Source organism: Planctomycetota bacterium, assembly GCA_038746835.1.
Taxonomy (GTDB): Bacteria; Planctomycetota; Phycisphaerae; order Tepidisphaerales; family Tepidisphaeraceae; genus JBCDKH01.
Genome location: JBCDKH010000055.1, coordinates 1 through 19,155, shown reverse-complemented (window position 1 = coordinate 19,155; position 19,155 = coordinate 1). Strand labels below are relative to the sequence as shown.

At 65.6% G+C, this 19,155-nt stretch carries 15 protein-coding genes and 3 tRNA genes; 8 read left to right on the top strand and 10 right to left on the bottom strand.

Going from position 1 to position 19,155, the window contains the following annotated elements; genetic code table 11:
- Positions 1-595, top strand: a 595-nt coding sequence (locus AAGI46_07635; GenBank protein MEM1012076.1) for a DinB family protein, incomplete at its 5' end; no start/stop codon positions are given.
- On the opposite strand, the gene acs is transcribed toward AAGI46_07635, so the two are convergent.
- Positions 596-2,542, bottom strand: a complete 1,947-nt coding sequence (gene acs, locus AAGI46_07630) for an acetate--CoA ligase (GenBank protein ID MEM1012075.1) — start codon at positions 2,540-2,542, stop codon at positions 596-598.
- A 163-nt stretch (positions 2,543-2,705) separates the two neighbouring features.
- Here acs and ruvA point away from each other — a divergent pair, with 163 nt between their 5' ends.
- The 3 genes from ruvA to AAGI46_07615 all read left to right on the top strand — a co-directional run bounded on the left by ruvA (position 2,706) and on the right by AAGI46_07615 (position 6,917).
- Positions 2,706-3,341, top strand: a complete 636-nt coding sequence (ruvA, locus tag AAGI46_07625) for a Holliday junction branch migration protein RuvA (protein MEM1012074.1) — start codon at positions 2,706-2,708, stop codon at positions 3,339-3,341.
- A 151-nt stretch (positions 3,342-3,492) separates the two neighbouring features.
- Complete coding sequence (locus tag AAGI46_07620) at positions 3,493-4,914, top strand: UdgX family uracil-DNA binding protein (GenBank protein ID MEM1012073.1); 1,422 nt, start codon at positions 3,493-3,495, stop codon at positions 4,912-4,914.
- Between the two features lie 176 nt (positions 4,915-5,090).
- On the top strand, positions 5,091-6,917 hold the full coding sequence (locus AAGI46_07615; protein MEM1012072.1) for a lysophospholipid acyltransferase family protein: 1,827 nt from the start codon (positions 5,091-5,093) through the stop codon (positions 6,915-6,917).
- A gap of 115 nt (positions 6,918-7,032) precedes the next feature.
- On the opposite strand, the gene AAGI46_07610 is transcribed toward AAGI46_07615, so the two are convergent.
- The 4 genes from AAGI46_07610 to AAGI46_07595 all read right to left on the bottom strand — a co-directional run bounded on the left by AAGI46_07610 (position 7,033) and on the right by AAGI46_07595 (position 9,417).
- Entirely contained in the window at positions 7,033-7,326 is a 294-nt protein-coding gene (locus tag AAGI46_07610) for a hypothetical protein (GenBank protein MEM1012071.1), read from the bottom strand.
- A gap of 15 nt (positions 7,327-7,341) precedes the next feature.
- Positions 7,342-8,169, bottom strand: coding sequence for a LysM peptidoglycan-binding domain-containing protein (locus AAGI46_07605; GenBank protein MEM1012070.1), 828 nt, complete (start codon positions 8,167-8,169; stop codon positions 7,342-7,344).
- A gap of 241 nt (positions 8,170-8,410) precedes the next feature.
- Positions 8,411-9,289, bottom strand: a complete 879-nt coding sequence (gene rsmH, locus AAGI46_07600; protein ID MEM1012069.1) for a 16S rRNA (cytosine(1402)-N(4))-methyltransferase RsmH — start codon at positions 9,287-9,289, stop codon at positions 8,411-8,413.
- Between the two features lie 54 nt (positions 9,290-9,343).
- Positions 9,344-9,417: transfer RNA gene (locus tag AAGI46_07595), tRNA-Ile, on the bottom strand.
- A 257-nt stretch (positions 9,418-9,674) separates the two neighbouring features.
- On the opposite strand from AAGI46_07595, the gene AAGI46_07590 reads away from it, so the two are divergent.
- The gene (locus tag AAGI46_07590; GenBank protein ID MEM1012068.1) at positions 9,675-9,905 is read left to right on the top strand and encodes a hypothetical protein; all 231 of its coding nucleotides are present in this window, start codon (positions 9,675-9,677) and stop codon (positions 9,903-9,905) included.
- A gap of 141 nt (positions 9,906-10,046) precedes the next feature.
- On the opposite strand, the gene AAGI46_07585 is transcribed toward AAGI46_07590, so the two are convergent.
- Positions 10,047-10,319, bottom strand: coding sequence for a hypothetical protein (locus AAGI46_07585; GenBank protein ID MEM1012067.1), 273 nt, complete (start codon positions 10,317-10,319; stop codon positions 10,047-10,049).
- Between the two features lie 125 nt (positions 10,320-10,444).
- Between AAGI46_07585 and AAGI46_07580 the strand changes: the two genes are divergently transcribed.
- The gene (locus tag AAGI46_07580; protein MEM1012066.1) at positions 10,445-10,837 is read left to right on the top strand and encodes a hypothetical protein; all 393 of its coding nucleotides are present in this window, start codon (positions 10,445-10,447) and stop codon (positions 10,835-10,837) included.
- 1,297 nt (positions 10,838-12,134) lie between these two features.
- Here AAGI46_07580 and AAGI46_07575 read toward each other — a convergent pair.
- The 4 genes from AAGI46_07575 to AAGI46_07560 form a co-directional block, all read right to left on the bottom strand.
- Positions 12,135-12,590, bottom strand: a complete 456-nt coding sequence (locus tag AAGI46_07575; GenBank protein MEM1012065.1) for a DIP1984 family protein — start codon at positions 12,588-12,590, stop codon at positions 12,135-12,137.
- 134 nt (positions 12,591-12,724) lie between these two features.
- Positions 12,725-12,798 (bottom strand) — tRNA-Leu (locus AAGI46_07570).
- Positions 12,799-12,833: 35 nt separating this feature from the next.
- Positions 12,834-12,907, bottom strand: a tRNA-Leu gene (locus AAGI46_07565).
- 245 nt (positions 12,908-13,152) lie between these two features.
- Positions 13,153-15,804, bottom strand: a complete 2,652-nt coding sequence (locus AAGI46_07560; protein MEM1012064.1) for a GEVED domain-containing protein — start codon at positions 15,802-15,804, stop codon at positions 13,153-13,155.
- A gap of 146 nt (positions 15,805-15,950) precedes the next feature.
- Here AAGI46_07560 and AAGI46_07555 point away from each other — a divergent pair, with 146 nt between their 5' ends.
- Both AAGI46_07555 and AAGI46_07550 read left to right on the top strand, forming a co-directional pair.
- A complete protein-coding gene (locus AAGI46_07555; GenBank protein MEM1012063.1) occupies positions 15,951-17,291 on the top strand; it encodes an adenylosuccinate synthase in 1,341 nt (446 codons plus the stop codon).
- 583 nt (positions 17,292-17,874) lie between these two features.
- A complete protein-coding gene (locus AAGI46_07550; GenBank protein ID MEM1012062.1) occupies positions 17,875-19,098 on the top strand; it encodes a hypothetical protein in 1,224 nt (407 codons plus the stop codon).
- The last annotated feature ends 57 nt before the right edge of the window (positions 19,099-19,155 follow it).

Genomic DNA, 19,155 nt, shown 5'->3' with positions numbered 1-19,155 from the left:
CGCTTTGTCACTCACCCACCACGCCGGGCCGCAAGGCCCGGATTCCGGGAATCCAACAAGTCGTCAGAATCCGGGCCTGGCGGCCCGGCGTGGTGAAGCTGCGAACGATCCTGCCATGCAACGCGACCTGATCGTCGACATGTTCGAAGGCAACCGCGACTGGTTCGCCAAAGCCCTCGATGGCGTGCCTGACGAACGAATGGCCGAGCAACCGGCGGGCGTCTTGAACCACCCGGCCTGGACGCTGGGCCACTGTGCAAACGCCCTGGACTTCGCCCGCTTCTGCCTCGGCCGGGACGGGATCGTTCCGCGTGAGTGGCGAGAACACGTAAAGCCCGGCTCGACGCCCGTCGCCGACCGCGGCGTCTATGCGTCGAAAGACGAGCTGCTGGAGACGTACGAACGCGTCCACGTCGACCTCGCCGACGCCGTCCGATCCGCCGACGAGCCCACTCTCGCAAAACCGCTACCAGAGCGATTCCGCGGCATGTCGCCCTCCATCGGCCACCTGGCGACGTTCATGATGACCACCCACGAGGCCTACCACGTCGGCCAGATCTATGTCTGGCGACGAGCGGCGGGGTTCGCGGGCTGATCACGCCTCCTGCAGCTTCGCGACGATGCTCATGTCCTCCAGCGTCGTCACGTCGCCCTTGACCTCGTTGCCGGCGGCGACGTCGCGGAGGAGGCGACGCATGATCTTGCCGGAGCGCGTCTTGGGCAGGCCGTCGGCGAACTTGAGGACGTCGGGCCGGGCGAAGGGGCCGATCTCCTTGGTGACTTGCTGGATGAGGGCCTGCTTCAGGTCTTCGCCGGGCTCGAACCCGGTGCGGAGAATCACGAACGCCGCCACGGCTTCGCCCTTGACCTCGTGCTTGATGCCGACCACCGCCGCTTCCGCGACGGCTTCGTGGGCGACCAGCGCGCTTTCGACCTCGGCCGTGCCGAGCCGGTGGCCGGAGACGTTCAGCACGTCATCCATTCGGCCGGTGATTTCGAAGTAGCCGTTCTCGTCGCGCCGGGCACCGTCGCCGCTGAAGTACATGCCCTTCACGTCGGACCAGTAAGTCTTAACGTACCGCTCCTCGTCGCCCAGGATCCCGCGGAGCATGCTCGGCCACGGCTTGCGGATGACGAGCAGGCCCGTCTCGCCCTGTGGCACCTCGTTGCCTTCGCGATCGACCACGGCCGCGTCGATTCCGAAGACCGGCAGCGTTGCCAGGCCCGGCTTGGTGGGCGTCGCACCCGGCAGCGGCGAGATCATGTGGCCGCCGGTTTCGGTCTGCCACCAGGTGTCGACGATCGGACAGTTCTCGTCGCCGATGACCTCGTGGTACCAACGCCAAGCCTCCGGGTTGATCGGCTCGCCGACCGTTCCGAGCAGCGACAGGCTCGACAGGTCGCTCGCGTCGGGCAGGTCGCGCCCGGCCTTCATGAATGCCCGGATGGCCGTGGGCGCGGTGTAGAAGACGGTGACGCGGTGCCGCTCGACCATCTGCCAGAACCGGGCAAAGTCCGGGAAGTTCGGCGCGCCCTCGTACATCAGCTGTGTCGCCCCCATCGCCAGCGGGCCGTAGGTGATGTAGGTGTGCCCGGTGATCCAGCCGACGTCGGCCGTGCACCAGTAGACGTCTTCGTCCTTCATGTCGAAGACGTACTTGCAGGTCAGGTACGCGTGCAGCAGGTAGCCGGCGGTCGAGTGAAGGATGCCCTTGGGCTTGCCGGTCGAGCCGCTGGTGTAGAGGACGAAGAGCAGGTCTTCGGAGTCCATCGACGCCGGCTCGCAGCGGTCGGGCTGGTCGGCGACGACGTCGTGCCACCAGACGTCGTGATCGGCCATCGTGATGTCGTTGTCGCACCGCCTGAGGACGACGACCTTCTCAACCCCCTCGCTCTGCCGGACGGCCTCGTCGACGTTGGCCTTGAGCGGGACGACCTTCCCGCGACGCCACCCGCCGTCGGCGGTAACGACGAACTTGCTCTTGGCGTCGGCGATCCTGTCCGCGATCGCGGCCGAGCTGAAGCCGCCGAAGATGACGCTGTGCGGCGCGCCGATCCGCGCACACGCCAGCATCGCGACGACGGCCTCGGGCACCATCGGCATGTAGATCGTCACGACGTCACCGCGTTTGACGCCGAGCGACTTGAGCCCGTTGGCGAACCGGCAGACGTCGTCCATCAGCTGGCGGTAACTGATCTTGCGGATCTCGCGTGGCGTGGGTGGGGACTTGCCGTCGTCCTCGACGGGCTCACCCTCCCAGATGATGGCGGTCTTCTCGCCCCGACCAGAGTCGACGATGCGGTCGAGGCAGTTGACGCTGGCGTTGAGGTGTCCACCCTCGAACCACTTGACGTGCGGAACCTGGCCCGACTGAACGGTGTCCCACTTCTTGAACCAGCGGAGGTGATCCGCCTGCTCGCCCCACCAGGCGTCGGGCTCCTCGACGCTGCGTGTCCACTCGCGGCGGTAGGCCTCCATCGAATCGACACGGGCCTGGCGGCGGAACAGATCAGACGGCGGGTACAGGTTGGTGTCCTCCATGAGGCAATCGTACCGGAGGGAAACGCAAAGACGCAAAGGAGCAAAGAGACCGCAAAGAACAAGAAAAAGGATGAGACGACTGGCATCTTGCCTCACATCTGTCCTTTGCGGACCTTTGTCTCTTTGCGTCTTTGCGTTTCTCAGTTGCCCGTACGCTCATCCCGTGATTGCCCGTCTGACCGGACTGCTCGAAGCTGTGGCCGAGGATCGGGCGGTGGTGACGGTCGGGCCGGTGGCGGTGGACGTGTTGGTGCCGGCGGGGGATGTGGCGGCGCTCGAAGCACAGGTCGGGACAGAGATCACGCTGCAGACCGTTTGTTACCTCGAGGGCGACGCTTCCGGCGGCAACCTCACGCCGCGGTTGATCGGCTTCGCCACCGAGGCGGACAAGGGCTTCTTCAACGCCTTCATCACTGTCAAAGGCATCGGCCCACGCAAGGCACTGCGTGCGATGGCGATCCCGCCGGCGGAAGTCGCCGCCGCCATCGAGGCAAAGGACACGAAGGCCTTGGTCCAGCTGCCGCAGATCGGCAAACGTGCGGCCGAGACAATCATCGCCGAACTCGCCGGCAAGGTCGGCCGGTTCGTCTCGCCCGACGCCGTCATCGCCCCAACACCCGCGACGTCCGTCGGCTCGCTGTCGCCCGACGAGGCGGACGCCGTCGACGCCCTTGTCGCCCTCGGCGAACGCCGGGCCGACGCCGAGACGCTGCTTTCACGGGTCAAGAAACGGGACGATGCGCCTGAGGACGCCAACAGGCTCATTTCCGAGATGCTGCGCCTTCGTGGCGGACGGTGAACCACAGAGATCGCAAAGACACGAAGGCGCGAAGAGTGACGCGAAGAACAAGAAGGGGTTCAGAAGCAGAAACAGCAACTCTGTCCGTACTTCGCGCCTGTCTTCGCTTCTTCGTGTCTTCGCGATCTCTGAATCCGGCGTATCGTGACCGATGCACCGCGTCGTCATCGAACCCAGCTTCGACGCCTGGCGGCGGGCGGCGAGGCGGTTGGTGATGGCGGGCGTCGAGCCAAGAGACGTCCTGTTCGACGACGGCACCGAAGCCCTGCTGCCCGGTATGGCCGACGCGTTGCCGCCGGAGTCGACGGGTGAGGCGTTCCGGGTGCCGCCGCGGTTCGTCAGGCAGGCGGAGGTCGCTGCCGACTTCCGGGCCGACGATCGATGGTCGTTCCTCTACGGCCTGCTCTGGCGGGTCGTGGCCGACCCGTCAGTCATGAAAAACCCGGCCGACGAGGACGTCGTCAAGCTTGACCGGCGCGTCTCGCTCATCCGGCGCGACGTCCACAAGATGCACGCCTTCGTCCGATTCCGAAAAGTCGTCGACGAAGACACGAGTGAAGAGCACTTTGTCGCGTTCCATCGGCCGGACCACTTCATCCTGCACCGGGCGGCACCGTTCTTTCGCGAGCGGTTCGGCTCGATGCGGTGGACCATCCTCACACCCGACGCGTCCGCCTCGTGGAACGGAAAGCAGCTCACTTTCGGCGAAGGCGTCCCAGCTTCAGCCGCACCGGAGACCGACGCGCTCGAAGACGTGTGGCGCACCTACTACGCCAACATCTTCAACCCCGCTCGGCCCAAGGTGAAGGCGATGAAGGCCGAGATGAACGTCCGGCATTGGCGAACGCTTCCGGAAACACAGATCATTCCCGACCTGCTCAAGGAAGCACCAAAGCGCGCCGGCACGATGATCGCCCGCACCGCCGCCATGGCCGCCGCCAAGCCGAAGGGGGCGGAGACGTTCATCCCGGCCGATCCGTCGCTCGACGCGATGCGCGACGCCATTCGCAACTGCCGCGGCTGTGACCTTTGTGACAACGGCTCTACCCAGGCCGTCTTCGGCGAAGGGCCGAGTGACGCGCGGATCGTCTTCGTCGGCGAACAGCCCGGCGACAACGAAGACCTTGCCGGCCTGCCCTTCGTCGGCCCGGCGGGTCAGCTCATGGACGACATGCTGCACGAGGCCGGCGTCGATCGACGCGCGGTCTACGTCACCAACACGGTCAAGCACTTCCACTTCGTCCACAAGGGCAAGTTCCGCCTGCACCAGAAGCCGGCGGCAAGGCACGTCAGCGCATGCAAGCCGTGGCTGGAGCAGGAGCTTGCGACGATTCGCCCCGACCTCGTCGTCGCCCTCGGCTCGACCGCCGCGCAGGCGCTGATGGGCCGGCAGTTCCGCGTGACGCAGAGCCGCGGCGAGTTCATGGACTTCCCCGAAGGTGGGCAGTTCCTGGCGACGATCCACCCGTCGGCCATCCTGCGCATTCCCGACGACGCCACTCGCCAGCAAGCCCGGGCCGACTTCGTCTCCGACATGCGCCTCGTCGCGCAACATTTGACCCAGGCCGCGTAGGTCGCCCGTCGGATTCGGTGACGTCATCGGGCGGCATCGTGAAGCCCTGCATCGAGCCGATGCCCCTCGGGTTGCACGAGGTCTTTAACAGGGGCTTGACAACGTCTGAGCGCAAACTTGGCCAAACCCAAACCGCGCCTTCCCGCTTGCCGCTTGAAACAGGCGACACTCTGATCTTGCCGCATGACCACTCTGAATCGCAGGTTGCGTCAAAACGCCCGGCACCGCTGACGCTGCCGAGACCAGGTTTTCTCGGAGCGAACGCCATCGTCTCCGGCATCGAGCGGCTCGTCGGCATTCGTGCGTGCCGTGAGCTCTACCACGCAGCGCGCCGTCGAAACCCGACCGACCCCAAGGCCTTCGCCGACGCTGTTCTGGACGAGCACGGCGTCGAGTTGCAGGTCGCGGGGCGGGAACACCTCGACGCGGCGAATGACTCGGGCCGACCGGTGCTCGTCGTCACGAACCACCCGTTCGGCGGGATCGAAGGCGTGGCGATGGTCAGCCTGCTCGCGGGGCTTCGGCCCGACGCCAAGGTCTTCGCCAACAGCTACCTCGGCGGGCTCGACGGCCTGAGCGAGGCGTTTCTCCTCGTCGACATTCTGGGTGAGGGCAAGGTCGCCAGCCACCGCGCCGCCAACGGCACGCCGATGCGCGAGGCGATTCGCTGCCTGAAGAACGGCGGCATGCTCGGCATGTTCCCCGCCGGCGAAGTCGCTCACCTGACCTGGAGCGACCGCAAGGTCGTCGAGGGCACGTGGCACGCACACCTCGTCAGCCTCGTCAGGCGAACCGGGGCGACGGTCGTGCCGCTCTTCTTCCAAGGACAGAATCCCTGGCCTTTCCAGATTGCCGGGCTGGTCCATCCGAAACTGCGGACGCTCCTGCTCGCCCGGCAGATGGCGGCCAGTCGGAACAAGCCCCTCGCCGCCCGCGTCGGTCGGCCGAGCTTGGCCAGCGCGCTCGAGTCGATGGACCCGACCGAGGCCGTCGACCATCTGCGGTCCAGCACGCTTTGCCTCCGCTACGCCGACCAAGGCCCGCGGCCCACACCGGCTGCACCGCGGGCCCAACCCTTCGAGCCGGTTCGCTGCGTCGACGCGAACGCTCACGCGCGATTCGAAGGCACGCTCGACCGCTTGCCCGCCGAGGCCTTGTTGGCGACGAGCGGTGACTGGCAGGTCTATGCCGCATCGTCGTCGATGCTCGGCGAGTCGATGCAAACGCTGGGTGCGCTGCGTGAGGCGACCTTTCGCGAAGTCGGCGAAGGCTCCGGGAAGGCGGTCGATCTCGACACCTACGACAGTCGTTACCACCACCTGATCCTGTGGCACCGTGGCCAGGGCGAGTTGGCCGGGGCGTACCGCATTGGGCCCGATCGCGATCAGCCCGGACGGTCGCCCGACCTGTACACGCTGCGTGAGTTCCGCCTGCCGCAGGCCTTGCTGAGCGACGCACCGATCTGCGACCTGGGGCGTTCGTTCATCCGCCCGGCGTTCCAGAAAGAGGCGTCGGCGTTGCTGCTGCTGTGGCGTGGCATCGCGGCCTTCCTCGACCGGCGAAACCTGGGCGACTCCCGGTTGATCGGCCCGGTCAGCATCAGCGGCGACTACCCACCCGCCGCCCGCGCTGCGATGGCGGCATGGCTGCTCGACCCGAAACGCCGCGGCCGATTCGAACGCATGGCCAACCGCGTCAAGCCGTGCGTTGGCATGAACAAGTTCGACCCCGCCGACCACCTCGACGCCGGCACACTGCGACTCGCCCATCGCCTCACCGACGTTCGCCAGCTCGACGGTCTCGTCCGCGACCTCACCGGCGGCACGGGCATTCCAGTGCTGCTGCGTCAATACCTCCGCCTCGGTGCCGTCCCGCTGGCGGTGGCGGAGGACCCGTCGTTCAACGACTGTCTGGACGTCTGCTGCCTGTTCGACCGCGCCGACGCCGACCCACGACGCGTCGCCCGCATCACCGCCAGCCGCCCGAAACTCGTCGCGGCGTGAAGGTTGCCGCCTCCCCGTCATCCCGAGCGCAGCCGAGGGACCTCGCCCGGCTCCACACGTCATTCCAGGCGAGGTCCTTCGACTCGCTGCGCTCGCTCAGGATGACAGATTTGGCTTATTCCAGCACATCCCAACCACCCACAGCCGGCGTCAGGACGGCCCACTCGCCCGCGAGGTCGACGGTGGTCGCGTCGATCGATTTCAGCCGCTCCATCGTCCGCTCCAGCGCCGCCGGCGACGTCGCCGCCGCGACCTGAACCTGCTGTCGCCACAGCTTCTGCTCCAGCTCGTACAGCTCCGCGTGCAGCCGATGCGTCTCCGCCCGGACGCGAAGATGCTGCTGCCGAAGCAACAGCAGCGTCGCTCCGATCAACAGCATGCCGAGGATGGCCAGGACGAGACGTGGCATGGCGGTGGTTTCGGCTCAGCTCGGAAGACGCAGGTACATGCCGACCTGCAGCCGATCCGGGTCGGGCAGGACGTCGGCGTTGAGGGCGGCGATCTCGTCGCCGCGGTTGCCGTCGCCGAGCTGCCGGGCGGCGATCCGCCAGAGGCTGTCGCCCGGCTGGACGGTGTAGACGTTCGACTTCGGCTTCTCGGCCGGACGCACGGCAGCAGCCTGGATCGCGTCGGCGGGAACGCGATAGCTCCGACCCGCGACGACCAGATCCGGGTTGTCCGCCAGCGACTCGTTGAGGGCCATCAGCTTCGAGCGGTTGTCGCTCGTGTCCTTGCCGAAGAACCGGGCGGCCATCCGGCCCAGCGAGTCACCCGGCTGAGCGACGTAGCTGCGGACGGCGACCGAAGGCGCGGGCGTCTGGTTGGTCTGGTCGACACGCTCCACCGGCTCGCCGGCGGCTTGGGCGACCTGGGCCAGCGGATCGACGCCCGCGGCATCGACCGCGATCGGCTCCGGCTGGGCAGCGACGGGCTCGTTGTCCCAGATGTCGATCGGCTCCGGCTGCACGGCCTGGCCCTGCGTCGGCTCCGTCTCGCCGCGACGCACTTCGAGCGTGGCGATGTCGACCGGCTGCGGCTTGGTCGGAACCGGACTGACGAACTCGACGGTGGGCTTCTGCTCGGGCTGCTCCTGCTTCGGCAGCGACAGGCCCTTAGCGACGTCGTCGTAGCGAGCCGTCAGCTGCGCGGGCGGCTGCCGGTTGGCAACGGTGACGTGGTCGCTGAGCAACAGGCCGACCACGAGAATGAAGGCCGTCGCGACGAGGAGGCCCAGTTTGCTTTCACGAGACACGCGTTTCTCCGGTCGAGGTTCCCGGCCCGATCGCCCCGACGCTGTCGCGCCGAAAGTCAGGCCCTTCTCGCTTATCGGCACGTCAGGAAAATCTCGACAGCACGACCCGTCTAGACGTCGAGCTCCGGACAATGCTGGACCAGCTGGCACTGAGCCGCCCGCGTCAGCGGGCGCTCGCGCACCGAGACCCGCCTGCTGACGCGAGCGGCTAAGTCTGCGGGTTTGTCAGTGAAGTCGACACTCACTCCTGCGAACGTCGCACGACACGCAGCTTCGCAGACCGCGATCGTGGGTTCCGCTTGATCTCTTCCTCGCTCGGGACGATCGGCTTTTTCGTCACCAGCTCAACGACGCCGTGTGATGCCAGCTCTCGGAAGACGTTTTTGACCAGCCGATCCTCGCCGCTGTGGAACGAGATGATCGCCGCCCGGCCACCGGGTGCGAGCACCTGCGGGACCGCTGACAGCAGCGACGAGATCGCATCCAGCTCGCCGTTGACCGCCATCCGCAGCGCCATGAACGTGCGCGTCGCCGGGTCGATCTTGCTCCGCCCGCCCTTCGGCCGCGGGACGCTGCGCCGGACGAGGTCCGCCAACTGCCCCACCGTCGTCAGACCGCCGGGCTGCTTGCGGGCCTCGACGATCCGCCTCGCGATGCGTCGGCTGAATCGCTCGTCGCCGAGCTTGTAGATCGTGTCGGCGATCCGTTTCTCCGGCCAGTACCGCAGCAGGTCGGCCGCGGTGTCGGGCAGCGTCGGGTCCAGCCGCATGTCGAGCGGCGCGTCTGCGTGCGCGAATGACAGGCCGCGCTGCTCGTCGAGGAGCTGGTTCGTGCTCACGCCAAAGTCCGCCAGCAGCCCGTCGACCCGCCGCCCGTCGAGCAGACTCGGCAGCTGCGCGAAGTTCGCGTGGTGCAGCTCGACCGTCACCCCCTCGACCTGACGCAGCCGCTGCTCGGCGTACTCCAGATTGTCCGGATCGCGATCCAGCCCGACCAGCGTCCCCCCCAGCGACACTGCCTCGGCCAGCATCAACGCATGCCCACCCCGGCCCAGCGTCGCATCGGCGACCATCTCCCCCGGCGACACCGACAACGCCCCGAGCACTTCGCTCGCGAGCACCGGCTCATGGCCGTGTGGCGGATTAAAAGGTTGGCCGTCGGGGGAGGAAGGCAATGGGCGCACGTGGACTCGAACCACGGACCTCGTCCTTATCAGGGACGCGCTCTAACCAGCTGAGCTATGCGCCCGCACGGCCGGGCCAACACGGTAGACCGAGCGTCGGGCGTGTCAACGGGTGAGCCGTCCACGGCGCTAGCTCTTCATCGTCGACAGGCCCGACTGCTCGCCCTTGAATGCACCGAGCGCAAACTCGCGGAGTCGGTCTGACCTCACCCCGCTTCTCATGCAGCCGTTTCGTAAGAGTCGCTGGTCCACCTTCTTCTGGCTCCCGCTTGCCGCACTGGCATTCGGTTGCCTGTATCTAATGCTGGTAGCGACTCTCTCGGTGGCGACGCCCGGTGGTACGACGATGGGTCCCGGCGGTGGTGGGGAACCCATCGTCGCGACGGCGTTGCTGTGCAGCGTCATCATCGGGTGGTTTCTGTGGGGCTTGTTCGCCTTGTGGTGCTACGCGTCCTGTCCGCCTCGCGAGGCTTGGCACGGTCCGGCCGTCGCCGTGAGCATCATCTTCTGGCTCGCTGCGTTCTTCATCGGCGCCGAGTGGATCGGTTGGTGACCCTTCCTCCTCATGATCGAATGGGCCGGCCGCAATGCCGCAGGCAGCGACGCGGGAATCCGAGCTTGTCAGCCATTGTCCGCTCCGCCATGCCGCCGCGGATGGCCTCGGCGACGCCTACGTTCGCGTCGAAGAGCACTTTCATCGCGCCTGTTCCGCCGCCGGAACGACCTTGCCGTAGCGGGTCTGTTCGACGGCCTCATCGATCACGCGCTGATCGACCCCTTCGACTTCAGCTTTCGTTCTCATCTCAGCCGCCGCCGCTTGCCACTCCTGTTCGAGCTTCTGCTTGAGCCGCTTGCGAACGAACTCTCGGCCCAACTCGCTGAGCTCGTCGATCTGCCGGAGGATGTCGTTGACCTTCGCAAACACTGTTAACGGATGACGTGACCGACGCAGCACCTGCGTGAGCACGATTTAAGGAGCGGCCAAGCTCTGGTGGCGCGGGTCTCGCAGGCGCGACCCGCGCCACGGAGTCAACTTGTCGTGCTCGTTCGGTATACGTTCGCCGGCTGCGGTCTTTGGTTATCATCCGCCTCATGAGTGACCAGCGACGGGAGCAGGGGGAGCGAGAGGACGGCACACCGCAAGTTTTTCATCGGATGCTCGACGTCGGCAAAATTGTCGTCGTCAGCAACGAGTTAGGACGGACTGTACGCTTCGTCTTTGGCTGCATTACCGTCGTCGCCTGCATCTGGTTGCTGATTGGTGGCGCGGTCGCACTTTGGGGTGAGCCCGCCTGGCTAACCCTCGTGCGGATAATTATCAACGTCGTCGTGGCGATCGGGATGACGTGGTTTATCCGCTGGAAGATATCGCGTACACTTAAGCTTGCTTCGGACAGGGTTGCTGACGTGAAGGAGCGGTTTAGTGACCTAGTCGGAGGCAACGGCAAAGAAGCGGGTGAATCCAATGGAAACGACCCCTCTTGAACTTATCTGGCTCCTTGCATTTGACCCTTTGCTGATCGCAACCGCGATTGGGATCGTCGGATACCTCTACTGGTGCTCGATCCGCAGCCGGGTAGCGGCACTGGAGATAGAGGCGATTCAGCTTGAGGCGAAACTGCTAGCGGCCACGCGAGCTGCGAATGCCTCAGAGCTTGAGCAGTTAGACGCAATCTGCGCAGGGACAAATCTGCTCGTGTCAGCTGGGCTCTTTGACCTGCCCGGACTGGCCGTCGTCGGAGGTGCTGTTAAGAAGTTGGGTTACGCTGCGGGCAATGCTGTCTGGCAGCCGCATGATAATCAGGTGTTGCGGCTGCGTAACGAGTTGCACGAGAGTCTCGCGAGGCACATCAGAGGCACCCTACTTGGCCGCATAATCTATCGCCCAAGCAAGCCGAGGCGCATCGAGCGGGTTGGGTCGGCACTCATAGACCGTTCACCCGTCACCGACGCTCTTTGGTCGGCACTACGCGGTAACGTTGCACGTTGCTGACAGTGCTCGGTGCTAATCCACGCGGTGTAGTGGTACAGCCGATCGAACCTGCCGGCAGAACAGCGCTGGACGTTGCGTAGCAGCACGAAAGCCACTCGGGCCGGCCTGGGAAGGGTGTCACGCTCCTCGCGTGTCGGCAGGCCGTCTCGGTTGAACACCCCTTGAACGATATCCGAAGTCCCCGGGTGGCGGGAAGGTGGCACGGGTCGCGTCGGCGAGACCGGTGTCTTACGAGTGGGCGGAACACGACACGGGTCTCCGCAGACGGCGATCCCCACCCCCACCCCGTGCCACCGGGTATCGAGGTTGGGTGAGGGTGCTCCGGGTCCGGGGCTGGCTGCGCGGCGTAGGGGTGAGGCTCGCCCAGGCTGGGACGAGCTTTGCCCTAGCTTGGGCGGCGCTGGAGCAGGGTGGGGCGAGGCGCCCGCAGGTCGGGGCGTGGCGGCCCTCTTGTAGGGTGGGCCCTGGCCCACCTCGGGGAGGAGGCGAGCAAGCTTGGGCGGGCGCTCGTCAGAGGTGGGCCGGGGCCCACCCTACGAAAGAAGACGACGGGCCCGGCAGAAGTGCCGGGCCCGTCGCGTGTAGAGAGAGGGAAAGCCCCGTCAGCGCCCGGTGGTCAAAGGTGACGAGTGACGAGTGGCGGGTGAGGGGTTCGGGCTAAGGGGTGAGGCTCCGCAGCCGTTGCCGCCCGGCAACACGTACTGCGGTCCATAGCGAGCCCGATATGTTTTCAACCCCTCGGCCTCGTGCCGGGGTCTGACGCTCGCCCGGGGCTTCCGTTTCATTCAACTACAAGAGGTCGGTCGACCAGTTGGTCTCCTGGATCCGCCTGTTCAACTCGCGAATCTTCGCCGAGACGTCGTCCGCCTGCTTGCGCAGCGACTTGACCGGCAGCGTGGAGACCCACTTGACCTCACGCATGCTGTACGCGTCGGGCTCCTTCTGGGCACCCTTGGCGGCAGCTTCCAACATCGCGTGGCGGGCCTTGAGCGTCTCACGCCGGGCGATCGCGGTCGTGAGCGTTCGGCCGTCGGACAAGGTCGCGGCGGCGTTGGTGGCGTTGATACGCGCGACGAGCGTCTCAAGGTCATCGAGCACCCCGTTTGACTCGCCGATCAAGACCTGCGGGTCCTCGTGAGGCGTCTCGCCTTCCTGGACGACGGCGTTGCTGACGACCCGCTGGCGCAGCGAGCCGAGCTTCGCCTGCAGGGCGGAACGTTCTAATAGAGCTTCGGCTAGCTTCATGGTGAACCTCGGTAAGTGGGAAGGAAACAGAAAGTGGAGGCCGGAGGAATCGAACCTCTCGCTCGGCCACCCCGCGGTTCTGAGGAGCGTCAGCTTTACAGGCTGGTGCGGGGAGCGGCCTCCTTGAACGATGATGCGACGAACAGGACTCGAACCTGCAACCACATGGCTCTCGACCATGCGCCTCTGCCAGTTGGGCTACCGTCGCGAGTTGAGTGCCTTCATCAGTTGAAGACGTACCGATGACCCGAGTGAGATTCGAACTCACACCACTTCGGATCTGAGCCGAAGGCCTCTGCCAGTTGGGCTACCGGGCCTAGTGAATCGGCTGCTGCTGCATACGCAAAAGCGGCCGATCCTGGGGAGGATCGGCCGCTGTGAGCGTCACGTCGCGATGTGCAACGGGCAAACCCTCAGCCGACCGACCTCCCGGTGGTAAGCAGTCGATACGATGGCTTGCAGCTTTCGCGGTTCATGGGGCGGCAGAATAGACGGTGCCGATAGACTGTCAAGGCACTCGGCAGATTTTATGATTCGACTTCTAAACTCATCTCCACCAAAATCACTCGTCGAAGAGTGAGATCGGCGCGTAAGGCGGGGTGAAGGTGTTGCCGAAGTTGGCGCGGAGGAGGCCGAAGTCGGCAAGGTCGACGGTGCCGTCGTAGTTGAAGTCGCCTTCCGCCCAGAGACTGCCGGTGCCGAAGCCGGCGCGGAGACGGCCGAAGTCGGCGAGGTCGACGTCGCGGTCCAGGTCGGCATCGCCCGCGACCGTGAGGCCGACGAAGACGTCATCCGGCGGGGCGGCGAAGAGGTCGAGCTCGTCGTCGAGTACGACATCGCCCGGGTTGCCGTAGCCGATGCCGATCGGACCGCCGGCGATGGAGCTGGACAGCCCACGGCCGTTCCACACACCACCGGCGTATGCGGAGGCGATTTCGCTGGCGACGAGTCCAAGCGCCGGGCCGTCGGTGTCGCGGACGACCAGGTTCTGGTTTCCGATGTCCAGCTCGCCCTGACCGATCGTGAGCGGATCGGTGCCCTCGAGCAGCCACGGCTGATCGCTAGGCCCAGCGAGACTGACAAAGAAGAAGGTGCCGATGTCCAGACCGTCCAGCCGCGGCAGTGCCTGCGTCGGCAGCGGGTTGGTCGGATTGATGAAGAGTTCCGCCCGAATCGTGCTCGAACCGGCGCCGGACAGCGTCGGGTGCGCCCCGCTGCCCGACAGCCACTGCTCAATGAGGAGCGTCGCGTCGTAGCGGGCGCGTCCGAGGACGCCCTCGACGGTGAGACGCTCGTCGGGAAGCTGCACCGTCAGTGTCGGCGACGGGTCGGCCGGCACGGAGCCAAAGCCGTTGGAGAATCGGAAGCGGTCTCCCGCGTCACCGCCGAGGTCGGGCACGTAGTCGCTGTGGGTCGGTCCCCAGAGGTAGTAGCTGTTGTCCGTCAGGATGCCATTGACGACCGACGTCAGCTCCTGCTCGCCAACGCTCCGGATGATGGTCGTCACGCTGGTGGTTCCGGCAAGACCACTCACGCGAACGCCGGCCACTCCGCTCGAGACGTATGGGTCGGGCGAGAGCGTGATGGGCGAACCGGCACTGGGCGTCGAAGGCGCAATCGTGATGCGATGGTCCTCGACCTCACCAACACCGCCGAAGCCGAGCGGCGAGTTGGTGGAGAGCGGGCCGTCGGTCAGGCGAAGACGCATGAACGTGCTGCCGGGAACGGCATTGGCGGGCACCGTCAACTTCAACGGGTTGACCAGGCCCGGTGAGAGCGACGCATTGGTCGTGACGCGTTCACTTGTGCTGAAGACGCCGTCACCGTTGAAGTCGACCCAGGCGTTGAGCCGCGGATCAGAACGGCCGACCGTGTTGGTCAGCTGAACGCGATAGCCGTTATCGAGACCCGGTGCGAGCTGTCGGATGATCAGGCCGTTTTCGTCGTCGGAACCATCGATGTCATCGCCCAGCGCGTTGCTGGTCGGCTGGCCGTCGGACTCGACGTCGATGATCGAAGAGCCCAGGGCGAAGCCGTTGATGGCGGTGTGACGCGGGCCGTTGGCGGCGAGGGTAGTGCCGTAGCTGTTGGGCGCGTCGCCGAAGTCGCGATCGGGGTCCGGAGGGACGTCGGCGACGGTGATGCGGTAGTCCTCGACCTCGCCGAGTCCGCCGAAGCCGGTGGGCTCGGTCAGTGCCTTGTCGCTGAGTCGGAAGCGGGCATAGGTCGTGCCGAGCGACGCGTCTTCAGGCGTCTCGATCCTGATCTCGACTTCGCCGGCATCGACTTGGCGGTTGAAGACTTCCTCATTGCCGCCGAACTTGCCGTCACGGTCGAAGTCGATCCAAACGGAGAGGAAGCCCTCAGCACCGACGAAGACTTCGACGTCCTTGTCCTGGCCGGCGATGAAGTTGCCACTGATGGAGACGCCATCCTCGTCGTCGGTGCTGCTCGGGCTGTCGTCGTCGCCCATGGCGTCGCTGGTCGGCACGCCGTCCGACTCAGCGTCCCACTTCGAGCCCAGGATGAGGTCGCGTTGGAACATGTGGGCCGCCCCGTCGTTGGCGAGGGTCGTGCCGTAGCTGTCGGGCGCGTCGCCGAAGTCGAAGCCGTCACCCGTGGGCGGGTTGTCGTCGATGCGGACGCGGTAGTCCTCGACCTCGCCCTTTCCGCCAACGCCGCCCGGCCCGGCGATCGCGCCTTCGTCGACGCGGAATCGGGCAAACGTGAAGCCCTCTTCCGCGCTGTTGGGCACCCGGACTTGGTAGACGTTCGCGCCGACGCTGGCTCTTGGGTCGTCAATGACCCGCTCGTCGCTCGAAAACTTGCCGTCGCGGTTGAAGTCGATCCAACCAGCCGCGTTCCCGTCGCGGTTGGCAATCGAAAGCGTGATGTTGATCGTGTCGCCCGGCACGAACGCCGCGGGCAGGCCGACTCCGTCCTCGTCGTCGACGTTGTCGGCGTCGTCGCCGGTCGCGAACTGGTTGGGCAAGCCGTCGGCCTCGATGTCGATGCGGGCACCGAGTCGGATGGCGCTGAAGTCGACCTCGTGCACCGGGCCGCCGCTGGCGAGCAGCGTGCCGTAGCTGTCGGGGGCATCACCGAAGTCGCTCTCGCCAGTCGGGACGCCGTTCTCGGCTCCGGAGAGCAGGCGGCGGGCTTCGAGTTGTTCCACCACGTTCAACGCGGCACGGCGCAGGGCAAGACGATGCATGTTTCCTCCAAGAGACGAACGAACACCGGCGGCATGACGTCACTGCCGGGCCGTGCAACCTACTCGCAAAGACGCGTGGCACGCAACCGGTTTGCCGCTGCTGCGTAGCGCTTCAGCCCTTCGCACGCCCGCACTATCGTCGCGACGTGCCTGACCCGACCCCGACTGCCTTCGCCGACCTCCTCGACGGCAACTGCTGCGTCGTCGGCCTCCAGTGGGGCGACGAAGGCAAGGGCAAAATCGTTGACGTCCTCACCGAAGCCGCCGACGTCGTCGTGCGCTACTGCGGCGGGGCCAATGCGGGGCACAGCGTCAAGATCGGCGAGCAGAAGTTCGCCACGCACCTCCTGCCCGTCGGTGTCTTCCGGCCAGGCGTCATGAACTACCTCGGCAACGGCGTCGTCATCGACCCGGACGTCCTGCTGGGCGAGATCGACAAGATCAACGCCCAAGGCGTCGAGGTCAGCCCGAGCAACCTGCGCATCAGCTACAAAGCGCACGTCGTCATGACCTACCACAAGACCGCCGACGCCGCGCGGGAGTCGGCCAGCGAGGGCGACGCCATCGGCACCACGCGACGCGGCATTGGGCCGACCTACAGCGACAAGGCCACGCGAAGCACGGCCATCCGCATCGCCGACCTCGCCGCCGTTGCGGACTCGCCCGACGGCGAGGCCCGCCTGCGCGACAAGGTCGGCCGGATCGTCGCCGAGCGCAACACGACGCTCGCCGCCCTCTTCGATGCCGAGCCCACCGACGCCAAAGGCACCGCCGACGCGTGCGTCGCCTGGGGCAAACGACTCGCCCCGTTCGTCAGCGATGTCGGCAGGCGTCTGCAGCTGGATCGCGAGGCGAACAAGCGGATCGTCTACGAAGGCGCGCACGCCGTGCTGCTCGACCTGGACCACGGCACGTTCCCGTACGTGACCAGCAGCAACTGCAGTGCGCTCGGCCTCTTCACCGGAGCTGGCGTACCACCGCAGGCGGTGCAGCAGTTCATCGGCGTGCTCAAGGCCTATTCGACCCGCGTCGGCGGCGGACCGTTCCCGACGGAGCTAACCGACGCCGTCGGCGACCGCATCCGCGAGCGTGGCCGGGAGTACGGCACGACCACCGGCCGGCCTCGCCGCGTCGGCTGGTTCGACGCCGTCGCCGCCCGCTACGCGTCCGACCTTTGCGGCTGCACGGGCCTGACGATCAACCTCCTCGACGTCCTCGACGGTCTCGACGAGCTGCAGATCTGCACCGGCTACAAGCTCCGCGGCGAGACGCTCGACTACTTCCGCGCCGACATGGACACCCTCGCCGACGTCGAGCCGATCTTCGAGACCCTGCCGGGGTGGCATGAGGACACGAGCACGTGCCGCAGCTTCGACGACCTGCCGAAGAACGCCCAGGCGTACATCCGCAAGATCAGCGACGTCTGCGGCGTCCCCGTCAACCTCGTCAGCGTCGGCCCAGAACGCGACGCGATCTTGCGGGTGTGACAGAACGCCCCTCCGTCATCCCGAGCGCAGCCGAGGGACCTCGCAGTGGTCTGCACGTCTGTTGAGCCGAGGTCCTTCAACTCGCTCCGCTCGCCCAGAATGACGGATTATTGCTCCATCCGAGTTCACCTGGAAGTCTCGCTTGACACGCCCCGCCCACGACCGACACTCTCCGCGCCGCCTCTGAGAAAGCGGGCCGCACAACGACCAGCCTCTATTGTGCAGATCGCAACACCGATACTTCGCTGCCCCCGAGGGATCATCCTCGCAGCTGCGACAGCAACCATTTGCTCGGCGACTGGGAGTAGGGCCGCCGGGCAAGCTGTGACGCATGTACCGCTGTACACATTACGAGGTGACGACGAAGGAGACAACTTTGGTCGTTCTGTCGCAATCGTTGGTGACATCAGCGGCGATGGCCTCGACGATCTAGTTGCTGGTGCAAATGGTGACGACAATAACGGCGCTCAGAGTGGAAGCGTTCGGGCATTTTCGGGATTAACTGGGAATGCGATCTACACGTTAGACGGTAATTCTTCGCGTGCCGGCTTCGGCTTTTCTATTAGCAGAACTGCCGATTTAGATGATGATGGCATTGACGATTTTATTGTCGGTACTCCCAGCGATAGCGATGGCTTCCAGTCCAACGGGACTGCCCGATTCGTCTCAGCAACATCTGGTGACACCATCTTTACTCATACGTGGTGATCGCTCGTTTAACTCGTTTGGCTTCTCTGTAGCAGATGCAGGCGACATCAATGCCGATGGACGAGCAGACTTGCTCGTCGGCGCTAGAGGTGATGACAACAATGGCTTCAATAGCGGAAGCGCAAGGGTCTTCTCCGGTATCGACGGGAGCCCCTTAACGAGATTTGACGGTCCGGGACCTTTCACTCAGCTTGGCTATTCTGTCGACGGCTTAGGAGACATTGACGGTGACGGTACGAGCGATTTCATCGCGGGTACACCCGACGATGGCAACAATAACGGGGCCGCGTTTGTCATATCGGGGGTTGACGGAAGTGTTGTCCTTGATCTTCGCGGCCAGCAAGCATTCGACAGACTCGGATGGGTAGTCGCTGGTGCCGGCGACGTGGATGGCGACGGGTTCCCCGACTTGATGGTCGGGGTTCCAGGTGGAAACTCAGAAACTGGCCTTGTGCATGTAGTTTCGGGTACGACGGGGGCGATCATACACAGCGTCAAAGGGGATTCGATTGGTGACCAGTTTGGCTCTGCAGTTGACGCGATGGGCGATGTGAACGGGGACGGCTTCGACGACATTGTCGTTGGGTCACCTAGTGGCGGGAACAGGACGGGTGCCGTTTCCATCATATCGGGAGCAACTGGGCAAGTGATTCGCCACTGCGTCGGCGACGAGCTTGCTGATCGATTCGGTTCGTCCCTGAATGCCGCTGGCGATATTAATGGCGACGGAGTCAATGACTTCGTTGTCGGTGCTGAAAACAGGTCAGGGGGAGGGGGCGAATACGTCCGCGTCTTTGCCAGCTTCCTTGTCGGCGATGCCAATGGTGACCAAGCCGTCGACCTCGCCGACTTCGGCGTCCTGCGGGCCAACTTCGGCGGGAGCGGCCTGACCTTCTTCGAGGGCGACTTCAACCAGGACGGCGTCGTCGATCTCGCCGACTTCGGGCTGCTGCGGGCGAACTTCGGGGCGTCCGCCACGTCGTCCGACTTTGCGATGATGGATGCCTGGGCGGCGACGGTGCCGGAGCCGGGGGTGGCGGTCGTCGGACTCGCGGGGCTGACGCTGCTCGGGCGACGGCGGCGTTCGGTGGTGCGGTGACCTCGTCCGGTCGCACACTCAGTTAGCCGCGGCTCTACGAGCCGCAGGTCGGGACGT